Here is a 13,622-nt window from a genome sequence, read left to right as displayed (position 1 = left end):
GACGATCTGAAGCCGAAAGGAAAGTCTGCCTCCCTAGTATGGACTCCAGGCGTGATAGACAAGCCGTTTAATCAACCTAGTGGAGAACTACCATGACTCGCATCGCTACTCTCTCGCTGGACCAGGCCCCTACTGGCTCGCGCGCAGCCCTCGAAGGCATTCAAAAAGGTCTCGGCTTCATTCCCAATGCATTCAAGACCCTGGCTCACTCTCCGGTCGCACTCAACGGTACACCTGGGCCTCGCCCAAGCCTTGGGTAAAGGCTCACTGAGCGCCGCCGGGCGTGAAGTCGTTGCCCTCGCCACCTCGCAAATCAACGGTTGCGACTACTGCCTGGCGGCACACACCTTCTTTGGCGGCAAGGCTGGGCTGAGCGATGAGGCCGTCAGGCAAGCCCGAGCCGGCACACTCAGCGCGGTTGCCGCACTGACGCAACAGATCACCGCAAGTCGCGGCCAGTTGAGTGACGAGCAGATCGCTGCTGCGCGTGAGGCGGGCCTTACGGATAGCAAGATCGTGGAGGTAGTGGCGCAGGTCACGCTGTTGACCCTGACCAACTACCTGAACAACATCGCCGCTACCGATATCGACTTTCCGCCATCGGCAAGCTAGGAGGGTAACCACCATGAGCCACGTGACTATCTACACCACCCAGCACTGCCCTTACTGCGTGAACGCCAAGCGACTGCTGTCGAGCAAGGGCATTACCCCTGACGAAATCGACGTTGAACAATCTTGGTCTGGCTTGGCCTTGAGGATGGCGAGGGAAACGAGGGGGTAATCTTGTCGGTTCATATCAAGCTTCTGGTCAGTGGCAAGGAGCAGGCGCGGTACTGCCTGCTTGAATGTGTGCATGAGTTTCATCGGGCGTAGCGCCGGGAATAAACGCTGCACGCCTGGCTGTCCAGCCGCTTCGCCGAACTGGAGCGCGACTGATCAGCGGGAAGCCAGCCACCCTGATCGAAAGCATGCCGGCGCCCCGCTTGCGCGCAATCGAATAATTTCGAGAGATGCTTGACCAGGGAGAACGGTCGTTCTACTCTGGCTACATGGATAAGCCAATGACCGATACACGCGAAAAAATCCTGGCGACTGCCGAGAAGCTGATTTACGAAAACGGGATTCATGCCACGGGCATGGACCTCCTGGTAAAGACCTCGGGCGTAGCACGCAAAAGTATTTATCGCTATTTTGCGAATAAAGACGACGTAGCCGCAGCGGCACTCAATGCACGCGATATACGCTGGATGAAGTGGTTTAGAAGTGAATGCGAAAAAGCGCAAACGCCAGAAGCGCGCATCCTTGGGATATTTGATGTACTCAAGAGTTGGTTCGAGTCTGACGGTTTTCGCGGATGTGCGTTCATCAACACAGCCGGAGAGGTTGGTGACGCAGACGATCCTGTTCGACAGATCGCAAAACTGCATAAACAAAAGCTGCTGGACTACACGCTAGAGCTGACCAGCGAATTAGGTGTCAAAGATCCGGCTGGCTTGGCCAAGCAACTTTTTTTGATGATAGAGGGCACGATAACCGTGGCCCACGTCATGGGTGACTACACCGTTCTCGATAGTGCAAGAGAAATCGCAAAGATATTACTCAAGGACGTACAGCACGCAAGCGCTTGACGTTAAAGCAACACCCACTCAACTTGACCATCCAGAAGATTGGAGGCACCACCATGTCCAACGAACACACGCGTCCGCCACTTCCTCCTTTCACGCGCGAATCGGCGATTGAAAAAGTCCGACTCGCCGAGGATGGCTGGAATACCCGTGAGCCGGAAAAGATTGCACTGGCCTATACGCCGAACACCCAATGGCGTAACCGTACCGAGTTTGCAAACAATCGTGAAGAAGCTCGCGACTTCCTCACTCGCAAGTGGAAGAAAGAGTTGGACTACCGCTTGATCAAAGAGCTCTGGGCCTTCACAGACAACCGCATCGCCGTCCGTTACGCCTATGAGTGGCACGACGATTCGGGCAACTGGTTCCGCTCCTACGGTAACGAAAACTGGGAGTTTGAAGCCGATGGCTTGATGTATCGCCGCTTTGCCTGCATCAACGACATGCCCATCAAGGAAAGCGAGCGCAAGTTCCACTGGCCACTGGGTCGCCGGCCGGATGATCACCCAGGCCTGACTGAACTGGGCCTGTAAGTACTGCTAAACCTGATCCTTTTACATAAAGGATCAGGTTTTTTTCACCGGGTTAATTGCACTGGCGGGCATCGCGTTGCAAGTACGCAGCCTCACGCCTCAAGATCGCTGGATTCTTCTTTAGCCAGCTCAATGAACACTCGCACGGCTGCACTCAGAAAGGCTTCTTTCGCCGCATGAGTACGGCCGTTCGCTGCAGCGTTCTGGCTCCAGCGGGATGGCCAGCAGATCGTCGTGGGCCAATGCAGTTTTGGCAGGCAGTAAAGTCGACAGGTTCGTCCGGCGAACGATTTCAATCACTGCGCCAAGGGCATTGACCTCCATCCGCACTTGCTCGCTCAGTAAGGGGAAGGCCTCGATCAGCGGCCCCACCAGATAGGTCGTGAATGTCGGCTGATGCAACTCAGACCGAGGGCGGACGACGCCGGGCCACACCCAGCCTTTTTGGCTGGGCACTGCCATGTGCTTACGCATATTTCTTAGCCCCGTAAACGCAGATCACAGCACCCAGCGTCACGAAAAGCATGGCCCAGCTGACGTGCTCGTGCAGAAGCACCGCTGCCAGCCCAAGCCCCATGAACGGCTGAAAGAGTTGCAGTTGGCCCACAGCCGCAATCCCACCCTGGACGAGCCCTCGGTACCAGAACACAAACCCGATCAGCATACTGAACAGTGAAACGTAGCCAAAGCTGAACCACGCAGGGGTACTTACCCTGGCAAAGTCATCAGGGGCAGGAAGATTGACCACCGTCAGCAGCAGCATGAACGGCAACGCTACCAGCAATGCCCAGCTGATCACCTGCCATCCCCCCAATGTCCGCGACAGACGCGCGCCTTCGGCATAGCCCAACCCACAGACCGCAACCGCAGCCAACATCAGCAGATCGCCCACCGCCGACGCCTCGCCTCCGTTCATCAAGGCATAGCCAGCGACCAACCCGGCACCTGTCAACGAGAACAGCCAGAACAATGGCCGAGGTCGCTCACCGCCCCGCAAAACGGCAAAGCCTGCGGTACACAATGGCAGGAGCCCGACAAAGACAATGGAATGAGCAGAGCTGATGTGCTGAAGGGCAAATGCTGTCAGTAGCGGGAAACCGATAACAACGCCGAGCGCTGTTACGGCCAAGGGCGACAAGTCCTCCCGTTTGGGTCGAGGCTGGCGTAGCACGATCAGAAAAAGCGCGCCCAGCATGGCGGCAATTGTTGCCCGGGCACAGGTGAGGAACGTCGGTTCGAAGTCGGCCACTGCCACTCGGGTTGCCGGCAACGAACCCGCAAAGATGGCGACGCCTATGAAGCCGTTGATCCACCCGCTTGCTGATTTTTCCATCGGTAAGTCCTCGATAAGCCAAGGCTCAGTACATCACCGACAGGCTCACCCAGGCCATGTACAATCCAATACACTTAAACCAAACTGTTATGCATATGACTCCAGCACAGTTGAGGGCGCGATGAAACGGGACGGAACGCGAATTCGAGCTGTCATGGGTGAAATCCAGTCGCGGATCGCCTCTCGAACCTACACACCGGGCGCGAGAATTCCCTCGGTCCGCGCTATGGCGCAGACCATGCAAGTGTCGGTTTCCACGGTTCTTGAGGCCTATGAAAGGTTGATGGCAGAGGGTGTACTCAACTCTCGCCCTGGCTCTGGCTTCTACGTAGCCGGACCAGTGGCGCCCTTGGTACTCACCGAACTCGGCCCCAGGCTTGATCGTGAAGTGGACCCGCTGTGGATCTCCCGCCAGTCGCTTGAAACCGCTAGCGATGCGTTGAAACCGGGATGCGGGTGGCTACCTCCCTCCTGGATGTTCGAAGCGGGCTTGCGGAAAGCGCTTCGAACCGTTGCCCGTTCTGACACGCTGAAACTGACTGAGTACGCCTCACCGCTTGGGCATCTGCCACTCAGGCAATTCTTGTCACGAAGGCTGACAGGCATCGGGATCGAAGCCCCTCTCGAGCAGATCATGCTCACGGAGTCCGGCACCCACGCCATCGACCTGATCTGCCGTTTTCTGCTGGAACCGGGGGACACCGTGCTGGTCGACGACCCCTGCTATTTCAATTTTCACGCGCTGCTCAAAGCACACAGGGTCAACATCGTAGGCGTACCCTATACGGCGACGGGCCCGGACATCGATGCTTTCGGTGCTGCCCTGCTTACGCATGCTCCCCGGTTGTACATAACAAATGCAGGCATCCACAACCCAACCGGCGCCACCCTGTCCCCGGTCACGGCACACAGGCTGCTGAAGCTGGCCGACAACTCCAGCCTGGTGATTGTAGAGGACGACATCTTCGGGGATTTCGAGAATGCTCCAGCACCACGGCTGTCTGCCTTCGATGGCCTTTCTCGTGTCATCCAGATCGGCAGCTTTTCCAAGACCATCTCCGCGTCGATTCGATGCGGCTACATCGCGGCTCGCACTGACTGGATCGAGAGCCTGGTCGATCTCAAGATTGCGACCACATTCGGGGGTGGCCGCCTGGCCGCGGACATCATCCATCTGGCGATTACCGATAGCGGGTACCGCAAACACATGGAAAGCGTTCGCCTCAGGCTGGCCGAGGCCATGGAGAGAACGGTAGCGAAACTAAGGGCCGTTGGTATCAAACCCTGGATAACGCCCCAGTCAGGCATGTATGTCTGGTGCCAACTCCCTCAAGGCACGGATGCAGCCACGCTGGCCCGGGCCTGCTTGAATGAAGGTGTAGTGCTGGCGCCCGGAAATGCGTTTAGCCAGTCCATGACTGCGGGTGATTTCATCCGTTTCAACGTTGCCCAATCGGCTGATGCCAGAATTTACGACGTGTTGAAACGGGCTCTGAGTGCTTAGTCGCCAGACCAATCCACGTTGTGCAAGGATTCATTGAAACGGGGAATAGCAGGCGCTATAAATCAGGTTTACAGCAGTTCGACAAGGCACATCATGCAGCTGCATTTCCGACCTCTCAGCGACGCCTCCATCGCTGACATCATCGCGCTCAACAACAATCCCGATGTCTTACGCCAAATGCCCTTGGGTCGTCCCGATTTTGACGAAAGCAAATGCAAGGTATGGGTTGCCCAAAAAGAGGCCCAATGGGCACTGAATGGCTATGGCCCCTGGGCATTTTTCGTTGAAGATGAATTCGCCGGCTGGGGCGGCCTGCAGCAGGAAGGCGGTGACGCTGATCTTGCCTTGGTGCTTCATCCAGACTACTGGGGGCTTGGCAAGGTGATTTTCGATGAGATCGTACGGCGCGCGTTCCAGGAGATGGGGCTTGAGTCGATCACCCTACTGCTTCCACCAACCAGAACACGAATCAAGGGTATTCTTCGCCTGGGGTTTCGCCTTGACGGAGAGGTGGATATCGACGGCACGCCCTTCTCGCGCTATCGGCTACTCGCCACTGCAAAACATTGACGTGTTGGCTGGATCGCCGGGGCACGCACCCTGCCCTTTTTGGATTGCGGTATACCCACCCGTCAGCAGCATGACACGGGCGCTATCACAGCGTTGCGCTCTGCTTTACCGGCAGTTGTACACGAAACGTTGTGCCGACTCCGACCTGGCTTGATACGGTTATCTCGCCACCGTGTTTCTTCACAATGCCGTAGGAAAGGGACAGGCCTAGCCCGGTTCCTTGGCCGACGGGCTTGGTGGTGAAGAAAGGGTCGAAGATTTTCCTGATGTTCTCCGGTGCTATCCCTGCGCCTGTATCCGCAACTTCGATGCACACCCAGGTGCCTTGATGAACAGTGCCCAATGTGATGGTCCCCCGCTCAGGGCCCATGGCTTGGGCGGCATTGAGCACAAGGTTCATTATCACTTGGTTGATCTGCGACGGCAGGCATTCGACCGGGGGTAACGGCTGGTACCGTTTTACGACGTCAGCTTTATGTTTCAGTTCGCTCGCGACGATGTTCAGAGTGGAGTCAATGCCCTGCTGCAAATCGGCTAATTGCCACTGCTGAGCGCTGTCAACGCGCGAGAAGTCTTTGAGGTCCTTGACGATATGCGCCACTCGACCGATTCCGTCCTTGGACTCCTTGATGAGGATCGGGATGTCTTCCAGGAGGAATTCCAGTTCAGTCTGCTCACGAAGCCTTTGCAAAGACCCCGTGATTTCGCTTCCGCCGAGCATCCGTTCGGCCTGGCGATAGGCGTCGAGCATCGCCATCAGTTGCTGGAAATACCCTCCCAAAGTACCCAGGTTGGAGGACACAAAACCGATCGGATTGTTGATCTCGTGCGCCACGCCGGCGGCCATCTGCCCCAACGAGGCGAGCTTCTCCGATTGCACCAGTTGGCTTTCCAGCTGCTTGCGCTCCTCGATCTCCTGCTGCAGCGCCTCGCTGGCTTGGGTCAGTTGCTGGGTACGCCGCTCTACCCGCTGTTCGAGCTGGTGCATTTTCAGCGAGGCTCGTTGGGTCATTTCCCATTTGGTCAGCAAGGTGCTGGCCATTTGCTGGACCTCGATATTGTCGAACGGTTTTTTCAGGATCAGCAGGCGATCGTGGGCCTGCAGCCGGTCGAGCAACTCATCCCAGGAATAGTCCGAGTAGGCAGTGCAGACGACTACCTGCAACAGCGGGTCCTCTTCCCACAGGTGCTCAATGGTTTGAGCCCCGTCCCATCCACCTGGCATTCGCATGTCGACGAAGGCTAATGCGTAGGGCTTGCAGGCCTGCAGCGCCCGCTTCAGCAGGCCAACTCCTTCCTCACCGCCATAGGCTGAATCGAGTTCGAATACCGGTCGTTCGTTCTTGACCTGCTCGCCAAACAACAACCCTTCCATCTCGTCCAGCTCAGTGTTCTGCGCTTTGGCCGGGGCAAGGATCTTGCGAAAATCCTCGTGGATTGTCGGCATGTCATCGATCAGCAGGATCCGGCGATTGGTCATGTCACTCATGCAGGCTCCGTCACCGCGATCAGCGGGATCCTCAGGGTAAAGACAGCACCCAGGCCAGGGCCGTCGCTGTGTCCGGTCAGGTGACCATTCATCTCGATGGCGGCCAAGGCGCAACTGTGCAAGCCGAAGCCATGCCCGTCCTTGCGCGTGGTGAAGCCATGGGCAAAGATCTTCTGCAGGTTTTCAGGGGCAATGCCTTCGCCTTCGTCCAGCACGCTCATTTCCAGGAAGCCCCCCTCAACGATGCGCGTCCTGAGGATCATCGTCCGCGGGTCGCTGCCGGGGCCGGACATGGCGTATTTGGCGTTGCTGATCAGGTTGATCAGAATCAGCAACAGCCGATGCCGGTCGCCCATCACCAGAGGCAGATCTGCGAAGTCGCGCACTACCCTCACCTGATGCCGGGTCAACGCGCCTGCGTTCATGCGCAGCGCGTCCTCGACCAGGTCGTTCACCGACAGCGGCTCAGGCACATTTTTAGCGCCGGCATAGGATTGCTGGGTGGCCACCACTTCCTTGATGTGGTCGATGCTCTTGTTCATTCGTTCCAGCTCGATCACCATCTCCTTCTGCTCATCGGCGATCGCCTCGGTCAACTGGTTGAGGTAGCCGGGAAGCAACCGGCCTCTGGGATCCTCGTCGAGAAACCGACCGATGTCTGTGGCATGCTCGCGGAACAGTTGCATGGCTTTGCCCAAGCCCTGGGTTTTGCTGCTGCGCAACCTTCGAGCGATGAGATCAGAGGATGTGTTCACGCTGTTGAGCACATTGCCCACGTTGTGCAACACATTGGTGGCGATCTCCGCCATACCAGCCTGGCGCGCGGCGTTGAACAGCTCGCTCTGAGCGTTCCTGAGTTCCAGGGTGCGTTCCTCGACTCGCTGCTCCAGGACGTCATTGGCGCTCTGCAATGCGTTGTTGACCCGTCTCACCTCGGCGAAGCTGCGCACCAGCAGCGCAGCCAGGCAGATGACCGAAAACATCAGCAGGCCCGATAGCCATAGCGTGTAGAGATGGTATTTACGGTTGATCTTTTCGAACTGTTGTTGATCCCTGTCCAGGAGGCTGGTGATCGTATCCAGGCGTTCGGCAACCGGAATCGCCTCGATCTGCTCGAGCAGGCGGTTGACGACAGGTTGCTCGCGCAGGATCAACGCCACGTGATTGCTCAACAGATTGAGGGGCGTCTGGAATTCTTTGGGCAGGTTCTCCGCGTTAACAGCCAAGTTGCCTAACCCCACCTCTATCTCGGCAGCCCTTTCCACAGAGGTAACCTGCGCGAACTCCAGGGCACTTAGCAAGAGGTCATAAGTGTCAGTGACGAATACGTGTACCTCCTGCCGATTCGGGGCCAGCATGGTGTTGATCTGGGCCTGAATACCGTCCTCGGCTGTGGGTAGAAATGCCAACGAATTTCGCAGCAAGGCATTGTGCGACTTGAATTGCTCCACGAGCCGAGCCTTTTCCCCGAACGCAGAAAGAAAACCGTCATGGGCATCGCGCCACTGGTTTGAGTCATCACGCCCTTGCTCGGCTTCCCGACGGTCGAACCGTGCCCACAGCCGCTTCATCTCCTTGAGAGGGATCACAAGTGGATCGTAGTTATGGGAGACGGCTACCCGGGCCTTGAGCACCTCGTTTTCCCATACAGCATCCTGTTGCTTGAGCTGACGGATGAGATCTCGGGATTCGTTGTAGGTCTGGGTCTGCTCTGACCCGGAATTCAGGTACAAGTACAGCAGCATCGACGCCAGTACAAGGACCAACCCACTGAATAGAATCAGGCTTGTGCGCCGAGAAATCACCCTCATGGCTGACCCGCCTTTTCAGCAGTGAGGGTCTTGAGGAACAGCATGATGAGCCTGCGGTCCTCATCGCTTGGGATTCGTCCAAGCTGATACTGGAACATCACGTCGATCGCACGCTCCAGCGTAGGCGCCGAGCCATCGTGGAAATAGGGCGCGGTCATCGCCACATTGCGCAGGCTCGGCACTTTGAACACACCCCGGTCGGCCTCCTCTCCGGTCACGTTGAAGCGGCCCTGATCCGCCTCGGTGGGGTTGCCGCGGTCCGCGATGTAGTCGCCGAACACGCCAAACTTCTGGAACATGTTGCCCCCAATATTCACCCCTTGGTGGCAGGCGATGCAGCCATAGTCCTTGAAGCGCTGGTAGCCGTATTTTTCCTCCAGGGTGAGCGCCTCGGTATCGCCCTGCAGGTAACGATCGAAGCGTGCGCCTGGGGTAAGAAGCGTCCTTTCGTAATCGGCCAACGCGCTGAGGATGTTGTCCTTTGTCACCGCGTCCGGGTAGGCATCCTTGAACGCCTGACGGTAACGCACGTCTGCGGCGATGCGCTGCTTGATCACCCGCCAGTCTCCGCCCATCTCGTGAGCGCTGGTGATCACCGCATCCCCCTGCTCCTCGAGCGACTCGACCCGGCCATTCCAGAACTGTCGGAAATTAAGGCTGGCATTGAGTACCGTTGGCGTATTGAGCGCAAGCGGCTGGCCATCAGCACCGATGGAAAACGCCCGGTCATCGGCCCCGTACTTGTCCAGACGGTGACAGCTGGCACAGGACAGTGTGCTGTTGAGCGACAACCGTGGATCGTTGAACAACTGGCGCCCCAGTTCCACACGCTCGGGTGCCAGCGTGGGTATCGGAGGCAGCGGCTTGAGCGGCTCGTCCAGCGGCTCGGCCCCGCTGCCCGCACTCAGGACCAGTAGCACCCACAGGCTCAGACAACGTCGCAAGCGCTGCAGGTGAAGATCGGAACGATAACGACAGATTATGTGCACGGACATCCGGGAGAATCCTTTTTCCCTGGGCTGACGGATATGCAGATGGGTGGTGCCCTGCCGTCAGGTTAGATGCCTTCCAGACAATTCGCCTGCCACACGCCACACCATGCCCCGACACCTGTCGCGGCAAAATGAACTAGCCTTTGACCTAAGCGCTCGTTGAGCTCGAGTGCCTCCATCGATCGACCAGGTGAGGCCTGCCATGGACGTGCAACAGCCCCCGAATTCACCCTATCGGCCGACCGTGTTGCTAGTAGACGATGAGGAGTCGATCCTTAGCAGTCTGCGTCGGCTATTGCGTGGCCAACCCTATGACGTGAAGCTGGCGACCAGCGGCGAACAGGCACTGGCGCAAATGGCCGAGGGCCCGGTAGACCTGGTGATGAGCGATGCGCGCATGCCAGGTATGGACGGCGCCACCTTGTTGGCGCAGATCAATCAGCATCACCCATCGACCGTCAGGATCTTGCTGACCGGCTATGCCGATCCGAGCGCAATCATCAAGGCCGTCAATGACGGTCAGATCCACCGTTACATCAGCAAGCCCTGGAACGACGACGAGATGTTGCTGACCTTACGCCAGGCCCTGGAGCACCAGCATTCCGAACGCGAGCGCCAACGCCTGGAGCTGCTGGCACGTCGGCAGAACGCCCAGTTGAGGCGCCTCAATAACGACCTGGAGAAACGCGTTGCAGCCCGTACCGCGGAGCTGCAGCAGACCGCTGACATGCTCGATCTGGCCTACGAAGAGCTTAAACACAGCTATGTTACCGGGACTGAGGTGTTCTCGATGTTGGCTAATCTGCGGCTGCCTCCAGCCAAGCAGACCAATCGGCAGATCATCGAACTGGTGCGTTGCTACTGTAGGGCCCACGCCTTGGACGAGGCGATAAGCCGCGATCTGGCCATGGCTGCGGCGCTGTACAACATAGGCAAATTGAGTTGGCCGGATAGCATGATCGTTGCCCCTTCGGACCAGCTGATGCACAGCGACCGCGACCGGTATCGCGACTATCCACGCCAAAGTGAAGCGCTGCTGATGACCCTTGAGCCCATGAAAGATGCCGCGCGCCTGATCCTGCATCACCAGGAGCACTGGGACGGCAGCGGTTTCCCCGACCGGCTCAAGGGTGAAGCCATCCCGCTCGGCGCCCGCTTGCTCAAGCTGGCAGTGGACTTCGTTGAGCTGCAACGGGGTTTGATTCTTGAACGGCAGATGAACAGTGACGAGGCCTTGCTCTACCTGCGCAAGTACGCCGGCCGGTTGTATGACCCGGCACTACTGGAGGATTTCGTCCAGGTTTGCGCGTCGTTCCACAGCGATCTCACCTTGGTGGACCCTGAAGTCCAGGTGTGTACCACGCGTGACCTGGCGCCGGGAATGGTGCTTGCGCGCAACCTCAACGCCGACAACGGCATGTTGCTGCTTAACGCTGGAAAGGTTTTGAGCGCCGCGCTGGTGGAAAAACTGGTGGCCTTTGAATCGATGGAGGGTGGCAAGTACTGCATTTTTGTTCGGGTTCCCGCGAACGACCCTATAACATCTGGAAAATCAGACTTGGCGCCGTGCTGAATGGAGATGGGGCGGTCATTCAACCCTTCACCACCAGGACTGCGCGTACAGCATGCCGTCGCCCTCCTCCACACCGGCGATACACCCAAGCGCTATGCTTGCTCTGGCAGGAGGGCTGCGCATGTGTGGAAGGTTGAGTCAGTACCGAGGCATACACGATTTTGTCGAAACCCTGAGCCTGCCAGAGGCCTGGCGGAACAACGTCGGCGACCAGCCACTTGGCCGGTACAACGTCGCGCCGACCACGCTGGTGGCAGTGCTGCGAATGGATGAAGCAGGCCCGCGGGCGGACCTGGTGAGATGGGGCTGGCGGCCACATTGGGCGACCGACCGTGCTGCGCCGATCAACGCCAGGGTCGAAAAGGTGGCACACGGCCGCTTCTTCCGGGCGATCTGGCCGCACCGAGGCATAACGCCGATCGACGGCTGGTATGAATGGGTCGATGAAGGCGGACCGAAGAAACAGCCGTACTACATCCGACGCCGGGACGGGCGCCCTTCCCTTTGCGCCAGCATCGGCCAGTTCGCTGGCGGCGAGCATGATGGGTTCGTCATCATTACGGCCGATGCCCAAGGCGGAATGGTTGATGTGCACGACCGCAGGCCAGTGGTTTTGGCCCCGGACCTTGCGCGTGAGTGGATGGAAACCGCGACGCCGGGCGAACAGGCCGAGCAGATGGCGCTCAACCTGGGCGAGCCAGCCGAGGCCTTCGAGTGGTATCGAGTGAGCACCGCCATTGGCAATGTGCGCAACCAAGGCGCCGAGCTGGTGAAGCCGCTTCAGTGACGCGGTAGTAGACCCTTCCCAGGCTGTGTGAACAATCAAGCAGCACATGGAACCGCCTTGAGATCCCCCATTAACTCTGCTGAAAATTTGATAATGCTCGGGCTTGTGAATACGGACTGACGGCGAGTTGAGTGGCAGCTCTTGGTCGAATGGGCCCCTGGCGAGCGGCCGCTCTGGGTCGAAATCGGTAACTTGCGACTGGCAGCTTTCGACCCATAGCCGTCGTTCGGGACAGGCGGCAACCGGCCAGAAGCAGACGACCAACGCCGCGCGCCCGACTTTTACGCTCACGCAACCGCCGCGGAGCAGCGGCGGCTGCACAAGTCCATCAGACGGCCAAGTGCGTCTTGAAGAACGGTACGATCTTTTCCAGCGCCTTCGCGGTGGCTTCCGGCCGATCATACAACTCGTAGTGTGAGGTATCCGGCAGCACGAGCAGTTCCTTGGCTTTCGATGCCGCGCGGCCGTAAATTTCCTGGCCGTCGCGATAGGCGCCGAAACCGCCGGGTCTGTCGCCGATCACGACTAGCAACGGCTGGGTCAGCAACACTTCGGCAAGGTGGAACGCATCCCAATCCACTGCGGCCGCTCGACGCGAGAATAAAAAGCTCGTCAGTCCGTGAGCGGCTTGGCCCCGCGACGTCTTGTAGTAATCGGTGGCTTCCAGGACATCAATGTCCGTGACACCTGCCTGCTTGGCCGCGTCCACCGAAGGCGGCAGCACGTCATCCACACGCAACCTGCTGCCACGCGCTTCGATGGTTCTCTGCTGGGCGATAGCCTCCAGCGTACCGACAGGATCATAGCCACCGAAGCCCTCGCGGCTCATTCGTCCGAAATTGACTCCGGTAATCGAAACCACCGCCTTTATCCGGCGTTCGGATTTCGCCGCGCTGATGGAATAGCCGCCACCACCGCACACGCCCAGCACGCCGATGCGATCGGCATCCACGTAGGGCAGCGTGACCAGGTAATCGATCACTTGGCGGAAGTCCTCCACGCGCTGGCCCGGATCTTCGATGAGGCGTGGCTCGCCGCCGCTCGCGCCCTGGTAGCTGGCATCGAAGGCGATCACCACGAAGCCCTCCTTCGCCAGCGCGGCGCCGTACACGTTCCCCGAAGTCTGCTCCTTGCAACTGCCGATGGGGTGCGCGCTAATGATGGCCGGATACGGTTTTGTCTTGTCAAAACCCGGTGGGAAATGGATGTTCGCGGCGATGCCCCAGGTCATGCCCGGATTGCGGATGTTGACGGTTTCAATGGCGGTGGCCATGGCTGACTCCTCGTAGAGTTGTCGATGGATTCGTGATTTCACGCGCTCGGCGGTTGTAGGCGTGACGCATACGATAGAACTTGGCTAATCTGTTGATAATCCGTCAGAATACGAATTCCATCATTAGGCTGG

The 13,622-nt window shown here is 58.5% G+C and carries 13 protein-coding genes and 1 pseudogene; 8 read left to right on the top strand and 6 right to left on the bottom strand.

Annotation, left to right across the window (positions count from 1 at the left end; all coding sequences use genetic code 11):
• Positions 1–92 precede the first annotated feature (92 nt).
• The 4 genes and pseudogenes from ACF8EF_RS17855 (at position 93) to ACF8EF_RS17840 (ending at position 2,158) form a co-directional block, all read left to right on the top strand.
• Positions 93–612 (top strand): annotated as a pseudogene (locus ACF8EF_RS17855) (carboxymuconolactone decarboxylase family protein).
• A gap of 13 nt (positions 613–625) precedes the next feature.
• Complete coding sequence (locus tag ACF8EF_RS17850; protein WP_176684586.1) at positions 626–781, top strand: glutaredoxin domain-containing protein; 156 nt, start codon at positions 626–628, stop codon at positions 779–781.
• A 280-nt stretch (positions 782–1,061) separates the two neighbouring features.
• Complete coding sequence (locus ACF8EF_RS17845; RefSeq protein ID WP_392461081.1) at positions 1,062–1,628, top strand: TetR/AcrR family transcriptional regulator; 567 nt, start codon at positions 1,062–1,064, stop codon at positions 1,626–1,628.
• A gap of 53 nt (positions 1,629–1,681) precedes the next feature.
• On the top strand, positions 1,682–2,158 hold the full coding sequence (locus ACF8EF_RS17840; protein WP_392461080.1) for a DUF1348 family protein: 477 nt from the start codon (positions 1,682–1,684) through the stop codon (positions 2,156–2,158).
• A 129-nt stretch (positions 2,159–2,287) separates the two neighbouring features.
• Here ACF8EF_RS17840 and ACF8EF_RS17835 read toward each other — a convergent pair whose 3' ends face one another.
• Together ACF8EF_RS17835 and ACF8EF_RS17830 are read right to left on the bottom strand one after the other, a co-directional pair.
• Positions 2,288–2,632: a hypothetical protein gene (locus tag ACF8EF_RS17835; RefSeq protein WP_256122369.1), complete on the bottom strand. Its 345-nt coding sequence runs from the start codon at positions 2,630–2,632 to the stop codon at positions 2,288–2,290.
• Positions 2,625–3,491 carry a DMT family transporter gene (locus ACF8EF_RS17830; protein WP_392519174.1) on the bottom strand — a complete coding sequence of 289 codons (867 nt, stop codon included), beginning with the start codon at positions 3,489–3,491 and terminating at the stop codon, positions 2,625–2,627. The genes ACF8EF_RS17835 and ACF8EF_RS17830 overlap by 8 nt, the downstream gene beginning before the upstream one ends.
• A gap of 121 nt (positions 3,492–3,612) precedes the next feature.
• On the opposite strand from ACF8EF_RS17830, the gene ACF8EF_RS17825 reads away from it, so the two are divergent.
• Positions 3,613–4,995: a PLP-dependent aminotransferase family protein gene (locus ACF8EF_RS17825; protein ID WP_392461078.1), complete on the top strand. Its 1,383-nt coding sequence runs from the start codon at positions 3,613–3,615 to the stop codon at positions 4,993–4,995.
• A 93-nt stretch (positions 4,996–5,088) separates the two neighbouring features.
• A complete protein-coding gene (locus ACF8EF_RS17820) occupies positions 5,089–5,565 on the top strand; it encodes a GNAT family N-acetyltransferase (RefSeq protein ID WP_392461077.1) in 477 nt (158 codons plus the stop codon).
• Positions 5,566–5,650: 85 nt separating this feature from the next.
• On the opposite strand, the gene ACF8EF_RS17815 is transcribed toward ACF8EF_RS17820, so the two are convergent.
• From ACF8EF_RS17815 to ACF8EF_RS17805, 3 genes are read right to left on the bottom strand one after another with little or no spacing between them, the layout of a single operon-like run.
• Complete coding sequence (locus tag ACF8EF_RS17815) at positions 5,651–7,054, bottom strand: ATP-binding protein (RefSeq protein WP_392461076.1); 1,404 nt, start codon at positions 7,052–7,054, stop codon at positions 5,651–5,653.
• On the bottom strand, positions 7,051–8,865 hold the full coding sequence (locus ACF8EF_RS17810) for a DAHL domain-containing protein (RefSeq protein WP_392461075.1): 1,815 nt from the start codon (positions 8,863–8,865) through the stop codon (positions 7,051–7,053). The genes ACF8EF_RS17815 and ACF8EF_RS17810 overlap by 4 nt, the downstream gene beginning before the upstream one ends.
• Entirely contained in the window at positions 8,862–9,860 is a 999-nt protein-coding gene (locus tag ACF8EF_RS17805; RefSeq protein ID WP_392461074.1) for a cytochrome-c peroxidase, read from the bottom strand. The genes ACF8EF_RS17810 and ACF8EF_RS17805 overlap by 4 nt, the downstream gene beginning before the upstream one ends.
• 199 nt (positions 9,861–10,059) lie before the next feature.
• On the opposite strand from ACF8EF_RS17805, the gene ACF8EF_RS17800 reads away from it, so the two are divergent.
• Both ACF8EF_RS17800 and ACF8EF_RS17795 read left to right on the top strand, forming a co-directional pair.
• Positions 10,060–11,430, top strand: a complete 1,371-nt coding sequence (locus ACF8EF_RS17800; protein WP_392461073.1) for an HD domain-containing phosphohydrolase — start codon at positions 10,060–10,062, stop codon at positions 11,428–11,430.
• A 121-nt stretch (positions 11,431–11,551) separates the two neighbouring features.
• Positions 11,552–12,217 carry an SOS response-associated peptidase gene (locus ACF8EF_RS17795; protein WP_392461072.1) on the top strand — a complete coding sequence of 222 codons (666 nt, stop codon included), beginning with the start codon at positions 11,552–11,554 and terminating at the stop codon, positions 12,215–12,217.
• Positions 12,218–12,545: 328 nt separating this feature from the next.
• On the opposite strand, the gene ACF8EF_RS17790 is transcribed toward ACF8EF_RS17795, so the two are convergent.
• Positions 12,546–13,532, bottom strand: coding sequence for an alpha/beta hydrolase (locus ACF8EF_RS17790; RefSeq protein ID WP_392461071.1), 987 nt, complete (start codon positions 13,530–13,532; stop codon positions 12,546–12,548).
• Positions 13,533–13,622 lie beyond the last annotated feature (90 nt).

It is taken from the genome of Pseudomonas sp. zjy_15 (assembly GCF_043101865.1).
GTDB lineage: Bacteria > Pseudomonadota > Gammaproteobacteria > Pseudomonadales > Pseudomonadaceae > Aquipseudomonas > Aquipseudomonas putida_Y.
Note: the sequence above shows the minus strand (reverse complement) of the source record. Positions and strands in the feature narration are given on the sequence as shown.

What these genes read in the sequence shown, in the direction of transcription:
- ACF8EF_RS17850 (WP_176684586.1), top strand. Translation starts at nt 626, where the DNA reads ATGAGCCACGTGACTATCTACACCACCCAGCACTGCCCTTACTGCGTG.
- ACF8EF_RS17845 (WP_392461081.1), top strand. Translation starts at nt 1,062, where the DNA reads ATGACCGATACACGCGAAAAAATCCTGGCGACTGCCGAGAAGCTGATT.
- ACF8EF_RS17840 (WP_392461080.1), top strand. Translation starts at nt 1,682, where the DNA reads ATGTCCAACGAACACACGCGTCCGCCACTTCCTCCTTTCACGCGCGAA.
- ACF8EF_RS17835 (WP_256122369.1), bottom strand. Translation starts at nt 2,632, where the DNA reads ATGCGTAAGCACATGGCAGTGCCCAGCCAAAAAGGCTGGGTGTGGCCC.
- ACF8EF_RS17830 (WP_392519174.1), bottom strand. Translation starts at nt 3,491, where the DNA reads ATGGAAAAATCAGCAAGCGGGTGGATCAACGGCTTCATAGGCGTCGCC.
- ACF8EF_RS17825 (WP_392461078.1), top strand. Translation starts at nt 3,613, where the DNA reads ATGAAACGGGACGGAACGCGAATTCGAGCTGTCATGGGTGAAATCCAG.
- ACF8EF_RS17820 (WP_392461077.1), top strand. Translation starts at nt 5,089, where the DNA reads ATGCAGCTGCATTTCCGACCTCTCAGCGACGCCTCCATCGCTGACATC.
- ACF8EF_RS17815 (WP_392461076.1), bottom strand. Translation starts at nt 7,054, where the DNA reads ATGAGTGACATGACCAATCGCCGGATCCTGCTGATCGATGACATGCCG.
- ACF8EF_RS17810 (WP_392461075.1), bottom strand. Translation starts at nt 8,865, where the DNA reads ATGAGGGTGATTTCTCGGCGCACAAGCCTGATTCTATTCAGTGGGTTG.
- ACF8EF_RS17805 (WP_392461074.1), bottom strand. Translation starts at nt 9,860, where the DNA reads ATGTCCGTGCACATAATCTGTCGTTATCGTTCCGATCTTCACCTGCAG.
- ACF8EF_RS17800 (WP_392461073.1), top strand. Translation starts at nt 10,060, where the DNA reads ATGGACGTGCAACAGCCCCCGAATTCACCCTATCGGCCGACCGTGTTG.
- ACF8EF_RS17795 (WP_392461072.1), top strand. Translation starts at nt 11,552, where the DNA reads ATGTGTGGAAGGTTGAGTCAGTACCGAGGCATACACGATTTTGTCGAA.